14 protein-coding genes are annotated in these 12,830 nt (G+C 69.6%); 6 read left to right on the forward strand and 8 right to left on the reverse strand.

The genetic code is table 11. From position 1 onward, the window contains the following. Positions 1 to 130: 130 nt before the first annotated feature. Genes ACLJOO_RS11435 through ACLJOO_RS11445 form a run of 3 tightly spaced genes read right to left on the reverse strand, consistent with a single transcriptional unit; the run spans position 131 to position 2,380 of the window. Positions 131 to 751, reverse strand: a complete 621-nt coding sequence (locus ACLJOO_RS11435; RefSeq protein ID WP_410786854.1) for a response regulator — start codon at positions 749 to 751, stop codon at positions 131 to 133. Further along, positions 748 to 1,965, reverse strand: a complete 1,218-nt coding sequence (locus tag ACLJOO_RS11440; protein WP_410786855.1) for a sensor histidine kinase — start codon at positions 1,963 to 1,965, stop codon at positions 748 to 750. Before ACLJOO_RS11440 ends, ACLJOO_RS11435 begins: the two co-directional genes overlap by 4 nt. A gap of 1 nt (position 1,966) precedes the next feature. After that, the gene (locus ACLJOO_RS11445; RefSeq protein WP_410786856.1) at positions 1,967 to 2,380 is read right to left on the reverse strand and encodes a hypothetical protein; all 414 of its coding nucleotides are present in this window, start codon (positions 2,378 to 2,380) and stop codon (positions 1,967 to 1,969) included. A gap of 298 nt (positions 2,381 to 2,678) precedes the next feature. Between ACLJOO_RS11445 and ACLJOO_RS11450 the strand changes: the two genes are divergently transcribed. After that, positions 2,679 to 3,323: a VanZ family protein gene (locus ACLJOO_RS11450; protein ID WP_410786857.1), complete on the forward strand. Its 645-nt coding sequence runs from the start codon at positions 2,679 to 2,681 to the stop codon at positions 3,321 to 3,323. A 62-nt stretch (positions 3,324 to 3,385) separates the two neighbouring features. On the opposite strand, the gene ACLJOO_RS11455 is transcribed toward ACLJOO_RS11450, so the two are convergent. Beyond that, positions 3,386 to 3,997: a pentapeptide repeat-containing protein gene (locus tag ACLJOO_RS11455; RefSeq protein WP_410786858.1), complete on the reverse strand. Its 612-nt coding sequence runs from the start codon at positions 3,995 to 3,997 to the stop codon at positions 3,386 to 3,388. Positions 3,998 to 4,101: 104 nt separating this feature from the next. On the opposite strand from ACLJOO_RS11455, the gene ACLJOO_RS11460 reads away from it, so the two are divergent. Together ACLJOO_RS11460 and ACLJOO_RS11465 are read left to right on the forward strand one after the other, a co-directional pair. After that, positions 4,102 to 4,992, forward strand: coding sequence for an NAD-dependent epimerase/dehydratase family protein (locus tag ACLJOO_RS11460; protein ID WP_410786859.1), 891 nt, complete (start codon positions 4,102 to 4,104; stop codon positions 4,990 to 4,992). 12 nt (positions 4,993 to 5,004) lie between these two features. Further along, complete coding sequence (locus tag ACLJOO_RS11465) at positions 5,005 to 5,760, forward strand: protein phosphatase 2C domain-containing protein (protein WP_410786860.1); 756 nt, start codon at positions 5,005 to 5,007, stop codon at positions 5,758 to 5,760. Here the strand turns inward: ACLJOO_RS11465 and ACLJOO_RS11470 are convergent. From ACLJOO_RS11470 to ACLJOO_RS11480, 3 genes are read right to left on the reverse strand one after another with little or no spacing between them, the layout of a single operon-like run. Beyond that, a complete protein-coding gene (locus ACLJOO_RS11470) occupies positions 5,748 to 6,701 on the reverse strand; it encodes a DUF4328 domain-containing protein (RefSeq protein ID WP_410786861.1) in 954 nt (317 codons plus the stop codon). The genes ACLJOO_RS11465 and ACLJOO_RS11470 overlap by 13 nt on opposite strands. Positions 6,702 to 6,741: 40 nt before the next feature. Then, positions 6,742 to 8,274: a glycerol-3-phosphate dehydrogenase/oxidase gene (locus ACLJOO_RS11475; RefSeq protein ID WP_410786862.1), complete on the reverse strand. Its 1,533-nt coding sequence runs from the start codon at positions 8,272 to 8,274 to the stop codon at positions 6,742 to 6,744. Continuing rightward, positions 8,271 to 8,891, reverse strand: a complete 621-nt coding sequence (locus tag ACLJOO_RS11480) for a TetR/AcrR family transcriptional regulator (RefSeq protein WP_410786863.1) — start codon at positions 8,889 to 8,891, stop codon at positions 8,271 to 8,273. Before ACLJOO_RS11480 ends, ACLJOO_RS11475 begins: the two co-directional genes overlap by 4 nt. A gap of 115 nt (positions 8,892 to 9,006) precedes the next feature. Between ACLJOO_RS11480 and ACLJOO_RS11485 the strand changes: the two genes are divergently transcribed. Then, positions 9,007 to 10,587 carry an FAD-binding oxidoreductase gene (locus ACLJOO_RS11485; protein ID WP_410786864.1) on the forward strand — a complete coding sequence of 527 codons (1,581 nt, stop codon included), beginning with the start codon at positions 9,007 to 9,009 and terminating at the stop codon, positions 10,585 to 10,587. A gap of 39 nt (positions 10,588 to 10,626) precedes the next feature. Here the strand turns inward: ACLJOO_RS11485 and ACLJOO_RS11490 are convergent, their stop codons facing one another. Further along, the gene (locus ACLJOO_RS11490; protein ID WP_410786865.1) at positions 10,627 to 10,818 is read right to left on the reverse strand and encodes a hypothetical protein; all 192 of its coding nucleotides are present in this window, start codon (positions 10,816 to 10,818) and stop codon (positions 10,627 to 10,629) included. A gap of 124 nt (positions 10,819 to 10,942) precedes the next feature. On the opposite strand from ACLJOO_RS11490, the gene ACLJOO_RS11495 reads away from it, so the two are divergent. Then, entirely contained in the window at positions 10,943 to 11,662 is a 720-nt protein-coding gene (locus ACLJOO_RS11495) for an SDR family NAD(P)-dependent oxidoreductase (protein WP_410786866.1), read from the forward strand. Further along, entirely contained in the window at positions 11,659 to 12,663 is a 1,005-nt protein-coding gene (locus ACLJOO_RS11500; protein WP_410786867.1) for an S-adenosylmethionine:tRNA ribosyltransferase-isomerase, read from the forward strand. Before ACLJOO_RS11495 ends, ACLJOO_RS11500 begins: the two co-directional genes overlap by 4 nt. Positions 12,664 to 12,830 lie beyond the last annotated feature (167 nt).

Raw genomic sequence — 12,830 nt, forward strand, 5'->3', positions numbered from 1 at the left:
GGCACTCGGCACGGCACCTCGCCGCACGGGTGCAAAGGGAACGATGCTCCGCATCGACCCCTTCGCCCCCGCGCGCCGATGCACCGCACCGAGCACCTCCTCGCTACGGCGCTGGATCACCAGACAGGACCTAGAGCAGCTTGCGCTTGAAGCCTTCGGCCACGGCGGCGGCGCGGTCGGAGACGTCGAGTTTGGCGTAGATGTTGAGCAGGTGCGTCTTGACCGTCGCCTCGCTGATGAAGAGATGCCTGGCGGCCTCGCGGTTGGTGTTGCCGGCAGCAACCAGTTGGAGGACCTCGAGTTCCCGTGGGCTGAGCAGGTCGGCGGCCGGTGGGGTGCGGACGTGGTTCATCAGCGTATTGGCGACCGAGGGCGCGAGGACCGACTGGCCGTCGGCGGCGGCTCGGACGGCGCGGAGGAGCTCGTCGCGCGGGGCATCCTTGAGCAGGTACCCGGTGGCGCCGGCCTCGATCGCGGGTACGACGTACCCGTCGGTGTCGTACGTCGTCAGCACGAGCACCCTGGACCGTACGCCGCGTTCTGCCAGCCGGCTGATCGCCGCGAGGCCGTTGACGCCGGGCATCTGCAGGTCCATCAGGATCACGTCCGGCTGCAGCGCCTCGGCCAGCCGGATCGCCTCGGCGCCGTCGCCCGCCTCACCGACCACCTCGAACCCGGGATCGGCGGCGAACATCGCGCTCAGGCCGTCGCGGACGATCGGATGGTCGTCGGCGATCACCAGCCGAATCACGCCCTTGCTCCCGTCATCGGCACCGTCGCCGAGATCGCCGTACCGAAGCCCGGCTCGGACTCGATCTCCAGCGTCCCGTTCAACGCCTCGACCCGCTCGCGCATTGCGACCAAGCCGAACCCACCCGCCTCCGACGAGGTGATCCGGCCCGGGTCGAAGCCGGCGCCGTCGTCCCGGACATCCAGCGCGACCTGCTTCTCCATGTAGGACAACGTCACCCCCACGCGAGTTGCCTGCGCGTACTTCGCCACGTTCGCCAACGCCTCCTGAGTAGCCCGAAGCAGAGTCGACTCCGCCTCGGGCGTCAGCACCCGCGGCGTGCCGGTAGTGGTCAGCTGTACGTCGATCCCATGCACCGCGGACCATCGCCGTACGACGTCCGCGATCGCTTCGCTCAACGTCGCCGACTGCAGCGGTTGGGGACGAAGCGCATGCACCGAGCGGCGTGCCTCGGTCAGGCTCTCGCGGGCGAGCCCTACCGCGGTCGTCACGTGCCGGCGCCAGTCGGCGGCGTTCTCCGCAGCCTGGAGTTGGGTGACGATCCCGGTCAGCCCCTGCGCGAGGGTGTCGTGGATCTCGCGGGCCATCCGCTGCCGTTCGTCGATCATGCCGGCGTCGCGGGCCTGGGTGAGCAGCTGCTCGTGCAGGATCGCGTTCTCGGCGAGCGTGGCCTCGAGCCGACGATTGGTCTCGGTGAGCGCGTCGACGGCTTCCTGGCGTTGCTGGCTGAGCTCCTCGCCGCGGTGGCCGAGCCATGCGGCGAGACACATCCCGACCACGTTCACCCCGACCACGGCCGCGAAGCCGAACAGTCCGAGCACGTTCGTCTTCGGGATGTCGTACGCCTGCGCCGTACCGGCGATCACCGCGACGGCGCCGATGCCGAGCAGTTTGCCGGGCCAGGGCAGCAGGACGAACGTGTAGAAGTAGCCGGCCGGGGTGAGGAAGCCGAACCACGGATCACGCACCACGAGGACCGCGAGCAGCACCACGAAGCCGGCTACGAAGATCGCCATCGCGCGGACGTCGGTCCGCCGGGCCGGGCGGAGTGTGAACATACCGAGCGTCCACAGCGCGATCAGCGCGCACAGCCCCAAGTCGACGGCCAGTGACCCGGGCTGATCCCGCTTGATCGGGATGGTGACGGCAGCCAGGCACGCGAGCAGCACGTACGGCACCACCGTCACCCGCAGCGGCCAAACCTGCTCACCCATGTCACCCAGTGAACACCGAGCGAAGGTGCTTGCCGTTGACCAGCAGCGCGACGCCGAGCAGCAGCAGCCCGCAGATGGCCTGCTCCCCCTTCATCCACAGCGGGAACGTGCCGGGCAGCGCGATGATCACCACGATCGCGACGAGCATCACCGCGGAGACGATCCGCAGCCGGAGGAAGCCCCTCCGCGAACCTCGAGCCGCGCTGCGTGCGAACAGGACGGTCAGCAGGGCACTGGCGACCACGATCGTCCCGCGCACCCAGACCGCGTCGTTGACCAAGGTCGCGTGGTGCCGCAGGGCGATGACGGCGATCAGCGTCAGCACGCTGATCGCGAGATAGCCGGCCACCAGCAGTTGCACGCTCCGCAATGCGGCTGTGCTGCGCGGGTGGCCAATGTTCACCGGGGATGTCATGTGGGTGTCCTTTCTCGGTACGACGACTCTCCCGCCCGGCCCCGGGTCCACACATCGCCCGGTCAGCCCGACCTGCCTCCACCGATCGGTTGATGCAGGCACACGATCGTTGCCCTGAGCACCTTTCTTCCGTGTCAGTTTGTGCACGGACTGTCACAGACTGTCACGGCAGGTTTACGGCTGCGTGCAGATGTCCGGACAGGGCTGGCGGCGGTGGGAGTGGGCGGCAGATCGTCGATTGAGGAACACGCAGGCCAGCAGAGTTCGAGTCAGGTCGACCACGGGAGGGTCCGGACACGTGCTCGAGACTTATCGCGGAATCCCACACCTGTTGGACACCTGGCTCGTACTGACCGGCATGACGCTGCCGGTCGCCCTTTCCTCATTCCGACGCCGGGGCGACCTGGTCCCCCGGCTGGCCGCGTTCTGCCTGCCGGCCGCGTTCGCGCTGGTGATCGCGGCGACGCTCAGCCCGACGACGCATCGTCTCGGCCAGATCGGCGAATGCGGCACGCACCTGACCACGACCGGCGGACTGACGTCGCTCCAAGGTCTGCTCAACGTCGTGCTGTTCGTGCCGGCCGCGGGCATGCTGACGCTGGCCAGCGGCCGCCCGGGCGACGGCATCGCGGCCGGGATCGGGATGTCGGCCGCGGTCGAGGCGGTGCAGGCGCTGCTGCCGCAACTCGGCAGGTCGTGCCAGCTGCACGACCTGATCGCGAACTCGCTCGGCGCCTTCTGCGGAGTAGGGCTCGCCGCCGGCCTCCAAACCCTGACTCGGAGCCTGGCAGTGCGCCCGCTCGTCAGCCCGGCAGTGGTCGAGCACGCCGCGATGCTCGTCGTACGGCGGCCGCGGCATCCGGCCCGGCATCGGCGCGGAACCCTGGTCCCGGCCGGTCGCCCGGCGAGATATCACAGTACGAATACACAGTTATCCGGATAGTTATCCACAGGCTGTGGATGGGACCGTGGATGACCGCGTGATTACCTGGGGATATCCACAGGTCACGGTCTGACGTCGAGTCCGAGCGCGGCGGCGACGACCATCGCCTGGGTGACGTCGATGCGGGCGTCCTTGAGGGTGACGGTCAGCGGATCGAGCGTCGACAGATCGGATCCGCGCAGGTCCGCGCCGGTGAAATCGGCTTTCTGCAGGGACGCGCCGGACAGGTCGAGGTCCCGGAGCACGGCCTTCTGGGCCCGCAGGCCGGTCAGATCCGCCTCGCGCATCTTCACCCCGGTGAACTCGGCGGCCTTCAGATCCGCTCCGGGCAGCCCGGTGAACGACCAGTCGCCGCCGACGACCTTCATGAGGCTGTGGGCGCAGTCGTCGAACAGGCTGCCGACCATCTTGCACCGGGTGAACGTCGTGTCGAACAGCGAACACCGGACGAACGTGCAGTTCACGAACGCGGCGTCGGTGTGCGTCGACGCGTTGAACCGGACCCCGCGGAAGGTGCACTCCTCGAACACCCCGGCGCGGTTCTCCACCTCGGTCAGGTCGGAATCCACGAAGAGCACCCGGCGGTACGTCTGCCCGGACGGGTCCGCGTCGTCCCAGTCCCGGATCGTCGACTCGGTCTGCGCCGCCGGACGCCCGCCCACTCGATCAGCCATGCGCCCACAGTGCCACGCCGTACCGACACAGTGCCGACAGAGTTGTGATGCTGACGACGGAGAACGTACGGCGGACCGACAAATAACGACCGCACGATGGAGGAGTGACCGGAACTGAGCGGGTGATGGTGTTCGGCGCGGGAGGTTTCCTCGGCGCCAGGATCTGCGCGCTGCTCGCCGACCGGGGGATCGAGTACCGCGGGCTGAGCCGGAGCAGGAGCGAGCCGTACCGGCGCTGCGACCTGACCGTGATGCACCCGTACGCGCTGGACACCCAGATCGGGATGTACAAGCCGACCGTGATCGTCAACGCCGTCGGCGCCACGTTCGGCGAGCCGGCCGACCTGGTCCGGGCGAACGTGATCGCCGTCGAGGCCCTGCTCGGCTCGGTCCGCGACCACGCCGGCCATGCCCGGTTCGTCCAGCTCGGCTCCGCGGCGGAGTACGGCGGGGGTCCGCACGGCACCAGCCTGTCCGAGGACAGCGCGGCGCGGCCGCTCGGTCCGTACGGGCTCACCAAGCTCGCCGGGTCGGAGCTCGTCCTCCGGGCGCAGCGGGCCGGCGCGGATGCCGTCGTACTGCGGATCTTCGATGTGATCGGGCCGGGGGCGCCGGACAGTACGCTCACCGGCCGGGTGATCCGGGATCTGCGGTCGCGGCAGCTGATCGAGGTCGGGTCGCTGGACGTGTGGCGCGACTTCGTCGACGTACGGGACGTGGCCGAGGCGGTGCTCGCGGTAGCGCTCGCGGACGGGAAGCTGCCGCCGGTGCTGAACGTCGGAACCGGCCGGGCGACGCTCGCGCGGGACCTCGCTGGGCAGCTGTTCGAGCTCAGCGGTCAGCCGGCGACGATCGTCGACGACACCGAGCAGGAGACCGCACTCGGCGCGCCGTGGCAGCAGGCCGACACCACCTTGATCGGCAACGCGCTCGGCTGGTCGCCCAAGATCGCCCTCGAGCAGTCCCTCGCCGACAGTTGGGCCGAACCTGTCTAGGACAATCGCCCTGTGGAAATCCGAGCTCTCAGTGAGGCAGCGCCGGATCGGCGACCGCCCGCCGTCAACGAGGATCTCGTCCTGACCGGGCCTGACTTCGCCGTCGTACTGGACGGCGCCACCGCTCCGGCGGGCGTCGAGTCCGGCTGCCGGCACGACGTCCCCTGGCTGGTCAAGCAGCTCGCGCAGCACTTGGCGCCGCCGCTGCTCACACAGTCGTCCGCGTCGCTGCCCGACCTGCTCGCCGACGCGATCGTCGCGGTCCGTGCGAGCCACGCGGACACCTGCGACGTCAGCAATCCCGACAGCCCGTCGTCCACGGTCTCGACGGTTCGGCTCCACCCGGACCACGTCGAGCATCTCGTCCTGGCGGACTCACCCGTCGTCATGCGCGCGCCGGACGGAAAGGTCACCGTCCACAGCGACGACCGGATCGAGCTCCTCCCGGAGCGCACCCTCGAGGCCGTACGCCGGTTGCGCAACCAGCCGGGCGGCTTCTGGGCCGCGAGTACCGAACCGCAAGCGGCGTACGAGGCGGTCGTCGGGACCACGGACCGGGCCGACGTCGACGTGATCGCGATCCTGTCCGACGGCGCGTCCCGCTTCACCGAGCGCTACGGGCACTCGTGGGAGGAGCTGCTCGACGTACTCACGACCGACGGCCCGCGACGGCTGATCGACCTGGTGCGGGAGCACGACGCCGCGTCCACCAAACCAGGCTGGAAGCGGTACGACGATGCGAGCGTCGTACTGCTTCAGGGGCCGTAGGTCGGAAAGCCCGGGCCGGGGTGCTGCCGGCGCGGTGCGTACTGCGGTGTCTGGGGCGGCGGCTGCACGAAATCCTGGACCGGCGGCCGCGGAGCGAGCCGCGTCTGCTGCCAGCTGCCGATCTGCAGCATCAGGAGTGACGCCGTGACCGCCGCGACGATCAGCAGGACCGTCGCGACCGTGAAGCCGATGTCGACGGCCAGCGCGACCCGGACCATGTAGTCCTGCAGGTCGTAGATGTCGACGTACCCACCTTCTGGATCGCTGCTGTCAGCCACCTCGACCAGCCGGACGATCCAGATGATCATTCCGATGACCGCGGCCGATCCGCCGCCGACGATGATGACCCAGAAGCCGGTCCAGGACACCCACCACGTGTACAGCAAGGCGCGGATCCGGCCGGATCGGGCGACGCCTGGTTGGCCGGGCGGCTCGCTGGCGCGGGCGACGTCCTCGACGACCTGCAACGGGTACCAGAACTGCACGATCGGGCAGATCCAGGAGCCGACGACCCACCCGGGCGCCCGGCGGTGCGCGCCGTGGGTCGGGACGGTCGGGTTCGGGGCGAACGGCGAGTAGAGGAAGTCGACGTTGTCCCGGGCGCGCCACAGCCAGATCAGGTATGCGATCCCGGTCCCGATCAGCAGGTAGCTGATCAGGTTGAGCAGCGGGCCGGTGCCGGTGATCGACTCGATGCCGCGCTCGATCTCCTCGTCGGAGAGCAGCCCGTACACGAACCGCTTGACCTCGGAGTACGACCGCCAGAGCAGCACGCACTGGATCACGGCACCGAGCGCGGTCACCCCCATCAGCGCGATGCTGACGATCGCGAGCGCCCGCAACGGCCGATACTGCGGCACCACCGGCATCGGCTGGTACGGCATCGGCTGGTAAGGCCCCGGCCCCTGATACGGCCCTGGCCCTTGGTACGGCTGCGTCACCTTCGACCTCCCCGCAGCCAAGTTAACCCCAAGACCGGAGTCACGCTGCGGCGAAAGCCTCCCGTACGGCGGGCAGCGCCAGTTCCCGATCCGCCGCCGACAACCCGATCCGCGTCCGCCGATCCAGTACGTCGTCCTCGGTCAGCGCCCCCTCGTGCCGGACGGCGAACTTCACCTCGGCGTACGTCGTCCGCAGCCCGGGCGCGATCGGATCCTGCAACTCGGGCGGGCCTGCGATCACCTGCGGCGCCTCCACGCCGTACCGCTGGACGAACCGCGCCGGCGCCCGGACCGCGGCCAGGTGCACGCGGTCGGCCGCACCCACGAGCGGGATCCGATGCGTCTCACAGGAGCGCCGTACCTCGAGCGACGACTGTGCGAGCGCCTTGTCGAGCGCGTCCTGCGCCATCCGGCGATAGGTCGTGAGCTTGCCGCCGACGATCGTCACCACACCGTCCGGGCTGGTGATCACCGCGTGCCGCCGGGAGATGTCGGCGGTCTTGTTCTCGCCGTTGTGGTGGCCTGTGTCGAGCAGCGGCCGGAGCCCGGCGTACGTGCCGAGCAGGTCCGCGCGGGTCACCGGCTGCTGCACCGCGGCACTGATCGTGTTGAGCAGGAAGTCGATCTCCGCGTCGGTCGCATGCGGTACGTCGCTCACCGGGCCGGGCGCTTCCTCGTCGGTGAGGCCGACGTACACCCGGTCGTCGGGCGCCGGGATCGCCATCACCACGCGCCGCAGCTCCCCCGGCACCGGCACGGTCAGTACGGCGGACAGCCCGCCGAACACGGACTGCGGCATCACCAGGTGGGTGCCGCGGCTCGGCCGGAGCTTGATGCCGGAGGCAACTTGATCCGCCCAGATCCCGGCCGCGTTGATCACCACCCGCGCATCCACCGACCGCCGGTCACCGGTCAGCTGGTCGACCAGGACCGCGCCACGGCCGGTGACCTCGGTGGCGGCGACGTGGGTCAGGATGCGAGCGCCGTACTGCGCGGCAGTCCGGGCGATCGCGACGACCAGGCGTGCGTCGTCGTACAACTGCCCGTCCCAGGTCAGAAACCCGCCGCGCAGGCCCTCCGGCTTGAGCGTCGGCGCGTAGCGCAGGATCTCGGCCGAGCTGACCCGGCGGGAGTGCGGCAGGTAGTCGTCACTGGTCCGCGCGAACGTGCGCAGTACGTCGCCGCCGAGGAAGGCCGACCGCAGCAGCGCAGCCTGCACGAACCTTGCCTGTGGCAACCACGGCGCGATCTGCGGGATCGGGTGCACCAGGTGGGGCGCGGTGGTCTTCATCAGGATGCCGCGCTCGACGGCGCTCTCGTACGCGATCCCGATGTGCCCGGACGCCAGGTACCGCAGGCCGCCGTGCACGAGCTTGGAGCTCCACCGGCTGGTCCCGAACGCCAGGTCGTGCTTCTCCACCAGGGCAACGGTCAGTCCGCGCGCGGCCGCGTCCAGCGCCACGCCGGCGCCGGTGACGCCGCCGCCGATGACGAGCACGTCGACCGCTCGCAGCGCCTCGAGCTCACGAGAACGCCGTACCGCGTTGAGGCTCGCGTTGCCCACGCTGATCATGGCGTCAGGTACCTGGTGAGCATCACCCGCAGCTCCTCGTCGAGCTTCGGGTACTCGTCCTTCTCCGCCATCACCGGACCCGACACCGCCGACGCCAGCGAGACCAGGATGATCTGCCGCGCCAGCCACACCGGGTCGCCGTCGCGGATCGAGCCGTCGGCCTGCCCCTGGCGAAGGCCTTCCTCGACCAGCGCGAGGTGGGCGACGGTGCTGCTGCCGCGGCGCTCCAGCAGGTACGGCGTGAGGAACTCGGGGTCGAGCTCGATGATCTTCCGCATCAACGGGTGCACCCGGGTCTTCGCGACCACCTCGACGACACCCTCGACCAGGCGCGCCCGGCCGTCCACGGCATCCGGCTGGAACGCGGACACCAGCGCGATCGTCCACTCCCGGGTCATCAGCGCGGCGACCACGGCCTGCACGTTCGGCCAGCGCCGGTAGAGGGTCGCGCGGGAGACCTCGGCGTGCCGGGCGATGTCGGCCATCGTCATCCGGCGCATCCCGATCGCGAGCAGCAGCTCGTACGCCGCGTCCAGGATCCGCTCTTCGCCGATCGCGTTCGCCGGCGTGGGACGGGTGCTGGTTTCCTGATCCGATTCGCTGCTACGCTGAGACATCACACGTCAGAGTGTATCAGCGACTTTGCCATCCCGGAACTGTCGATGGGAGGTGGAAGCCAGGGGGTTCCACCTCCCATCGACGCTACCTCGCCGGACCACCCAAGGGGAGCCAGTGACCAACGAATCCGACCTCCCGGTGGTGCAACTCACGCCCGGCCGCTGGGGCGACCCAGCCCACCCGGTCGACCTTCCGTCCGCCGCGGTCGACGCCCTGAAGCATTTGGGCGTACGCCGGCCTGCGACCGATCCTGCAGAAGCCGGACCGCCGTCCGCTGCGGCGGATCGCCCCGGGCTGACCGCATCGCAGTCGGCGTTCCTCGCCGGGGTCGTCGGTTCGGAGCATGTGGCGAGCGACCTGGACTCTCGCTGGGCGCACACCCGCGGCTACTCGACGACCGACTTGCTGAAGGACCGCGCAGGCGACACCTCCGACATGCCGGATGCGGTCGTCTACCCCGCCTCCCACGACGAAGTGCAGGAACTGCTGACCGGCTGCGCCGCGCAGGAGCTCGCCGTCGTTCCGTACTCAGGCGGTACGTCGGTCGTCGGCGGCCTCGCCCCGTCCCGCCGGTTCGTCACCGTGGACCTGCGGCGCCTCGATCAACTGGTCGACCTTGACGAGGTCTCGCGAACAGCCACACTCCAGGCCGGCGTCCGCGGTCCGGCAGCCGAGGCGTTACTGGCCGAGCGCGGGTACACGCTGGGGCATTTCCCGCAGTCCTACGAGGGCGCCTCGATCGGCGGCTACGCGGCAGCGCGATCGAGCGGTCAGTCCTCAGCCGGGTACGGCCGGTTCGACCAAATGGTCGTCGGGCTGACCCTCGCCACTCCGCGCGGCACGATCGAGCTCGGACGCGCCCCGATGTCCGCGGCCGGCCCAGACCTGCGCCAGCTCGTACTCGGGTCCGAGGGCGCGTTCGGGATCATCACATCGGTCGTCGTACGGATCCGTCCGCGACCGACCGAGCGGCACTTCGAGGGCTGGCGGTTCGAGAACTTCGACACCGGGCTGGCCGCCGTACGACGGCTCGCACAGGACGGCCCGTTGCCGACGGTGCTCCGGCTGTCGGACGAGGTCGAGACCGCCGTGAACCTCGCCGACCCGGACGTCCTCGGCGGCGGATCCGGCGGCGTGCTCGCGATCATCGGCTTCGACGGCCCGTACAACCAGGCGACCGCGGATGTGCTCACAGCCGCCGGCGGGAAGAACATCGGCGCCGACCCGGGTGAGACGTGGCGGGTCGGTCGCTACCGGGCGCCGTACCTCCGCGATCCCCTGCTCGACGAAGGCGCGCTGGTCGAGACCCTCGAGACGGCCGCGTTCTGGTCGCGTATCCCGGCTCTGAAGACCGCCGTCACCGAAGCGCTCGTCGGCGCGCTGGGTGCCACGCCGCCGCTGGTCCTCTGCCACATCTCCCATGTGTACGAGACCGGCGCCTCGCTCTACTTCACGGTGATCTGCGCACAGTCCGACGATCCGATCGAGCAGTGGCGGACGGCGAAACGCGCCGCCAACCAGGCGATCGCCGACGCCGGCGGCACGATCTCCCACCACCACGGCGTCGGCACCGACCACCGCGAGTCGTACGCCGCGGAGATCGGTCCGCTGGCCGTCGAGAGCCTCCGCGCCGTCAAACAAACCCTCGACCCGGACAACATCATGAACCCCGGCATCCTGCTCCCCGAGGCCTGAGCCGGCCGGGGAGGGGCGGCTCCCGGATCCGGCCGGACGCTAGCGGTCCTTGCCGTCCAGCGCGCTGCCGATGTCCCGCAGCGCGCCGGTCTTCGGCTTCTCGCCCTTGCTCTCGGTGCTCGCCTCGCCGTCGCCCTTGGAGACGCCGTCCAGCGCCGCACTGAAATTCTTGGCGTCGAACCGGCTCCAGGAGCCGTCCTTCTGCTCGCCGCTCTCCTGCGTGTTCGCCATGCTGTTTCCTCCCGTGAAGTTTCCGACTCGTGCAGCGTAGGCACGGAGTGGGGCCACCCCGCGACCCTTCGATGCCACTGGCAACGCTTGACTTCAAGTTTGGTTGAGGTATGACGGTAGCGGCATGACTCCTGAACCGTCCGACCGTCCTGTTGCTCTCATCACCGGCGCGTCCGCCGGGCTCGGGCTCGCACTCGCGCACGGGCTGGCCGATCGCGGCTGGGCGCTCGTGATCGACGCGCGTGGCGCCGAAGCGCTCAAGGACGCCGCCGACGCACTGGCTGACCGCACCGACGTCGTACCGCTGGCCGGCGACGTCACCGACCCCGAGCACCGCTCCGACCTGGTGGAGGCGATCACCGAGCTCGGCCGGCTCGACCTGCTCATCAACAACGCCAGCTACCTCGGACAGAGCCCGCTGCAAGCACTGGCGACAGCCGACCTCGACGAGCTCCGTCGCGTATACGAGGTCGACGTACTCGCACCGATCGCACTCACACAGGCCCTGCTCCCAGCACTCACCACAGCGTCCGGTGTGCTGATCAACATCAGCTCCGACGCCGCAGTGGAGGCCTACGAGACCTGGGGTGGCTACGGCTCCGCCAAGGCCGCACTGGATCACGCAACTCGGGTCCTGGCCGCTGAGCACCCAGCACTGGCGGTGTACGCCGTTGACCCGGGTGATCTGCGTACTGCGATGCACCAGGCCGCCTTCCCCGGTGAGGACATCTCCGACCGGCCTGAGCCCGCGACCGTCGTACCAGCGTTCCTGCAGTTGCTGGACAGCCGGCCGGCGAGTGGTAGGTACCGGGCGGCGGAGTTCGCACCAGCGGTGGCCCCATGATGGTGCACCCACACACCAGGTTCGACCTGCCGGAGGCGCTGAACGCCGGCGAACCACCGGAAGCCCGCGGGCTCTCGCGGGACCACGTGAAGCTGCTGGTCGCGGAGGGGTCGACCGTCACGCACACCCGCTTCGACCGCATCGGTGAACACTTGCGGCCAGGCGACCTGCTGCTGGTGAACACCTCCACCACGTTGCCCGCGGCCGTCGACAGTTCGTCGTACACCGTGCACTTCTCCACACCGCTCGACGACGGCACCTGGGTCGTCGAGCTACGCGACGGCGGCGCACCGATGTTCCACGGTACGGCGGGCGACCGCGTGGTGCTGCCGGGAGGCGCACTGACGTTGCTGGCGCCGTACCAAGGCTCAAATCGCCTGTGGATCGCCAAGCCGCCGGTGGCCGACGTACTCGGGTACCTGCAGAGGCACGGGCGGCCGATCACCTACAACTACGTCGGCAAGCGGTGGCCGCTGGCGTCGTACCAGACCGTCTTTGCACGCGACCCGGGCAGTGCGGAGATGCCGAGCGCGGCCAGACCGTTCAGCTTCGAGCTGGTGAGCCACCTGGCGTCTCAGGGCGTACTGATCGCACCGATCCTGTTGCACTGCGGCGTGTCCTCACTGGAGAGCCACGAGCCACCTCAACCCGAGCGGTACGACGTACCCGCGCACACGGCCCGCCTCGTCAACTGGGTCAAGGCCAACGGCGGACGGGTGATCGCTGTCGGGACGACCGCCGTACGCGCGATCGAGTCAGCCACGACCCCGGACGGCACCGTCTCGCCAGCGCACGGCTGGACCGACCTGATCCTCGGCCCGGAACGCCCGCCGTACGTAGTCGACGGCCTGATCACCGGCTGGCACGCCCCCGAGGCCTCCCACCTACTCCTCCTCGAGTCAGTAGCCGGCCCCGACGAGGTCCAACGCGCCTACGACGCAGCCGTACAGAACCACTACCTCTGGCACGAATTCGGCGACAGCTGCCTCATGCTGCGCTGAGGTCAGGAGGCCTTGGCCGGCTGCTTCTGCTGAGAGATGCGGTTGGTGGTCTGCAAGGCAGTTACCGCACTCGGTGATTCCGGTGCGGCTGGGCGCACGACCTGATGTTCATTGCCGGGGCGGGCTCGCTTGTCCACAGCGCGTGGGCTCATACCGATGTCCTAACC

This window comes from Kribbella sp. C-35 (assembly GCF_046549195.1).
In the GTDB taxonomy this organism is placed as follows: domain Bacteria; phylum Actinomycetota; class Actinomycetes; order Propionibacteriales; family Kribbellaceae; genus Kribbella.

Coding starts and splice junctions, on each gene's coding strand:
- ACLJOO_RS11480 (WP_410786863.1), bottom strand. CDS start 8,891: ATGTCTCAGCGTAGCAGCGAATCGGATCAGGAAACCAGCACCCGTCCC.
- ACLJOO_RS11475 (WP_410786862.1), bottom strand. CDS start 8,274: ATGATCAGCGTGGGCAACGCGAGCCTCAACGCGGTACGGCGTTCTCGT.
- ACLJOO_RS11495 (WP_410786866.1), top strand. CDS start 10,943: ATGACTCCTGAACCGTCCGACCGTCCTGTTGCTCTCATCACCGGCGCG.
- ACLJOO_RS11500 (WP_410786867.1), top strand. CDS start 11,659: ATGATGGTGCACCCACACACCAGGTTCGACCTGCCGGAGGCGCTGAAC.
- ACLJOO_RS11455 (WP_410786858.1), bottom strand. CDS start 3,997: ATGGCTGATCGAGTGGGCGGGCGTCCGGCGGCGCAGACCGAGTCGACG.
- ACLJOO_RS11440 (WP_410786855.1), bottom strand. CDS start 1,965: ATGGGTGAGCAGGTTTGGCCGCTGCGGGTGACGGTGGTGCCGTACGTG.
- ACLJOO_RS11490 (WP_410786865.1), bottom strand. CDS start 10,818: ATGGCGAACACGCAGGAGAGCGGCGAGCAGAAGGACGGCTCCTGGAGC.
- ACLJOO_RS11445 (WP_410786856.1), bottom strand. CDS start 2,380: ATGACATCCCCGGTGAACATTGGCCACCCGCGCAGCACAGCCGCATTG.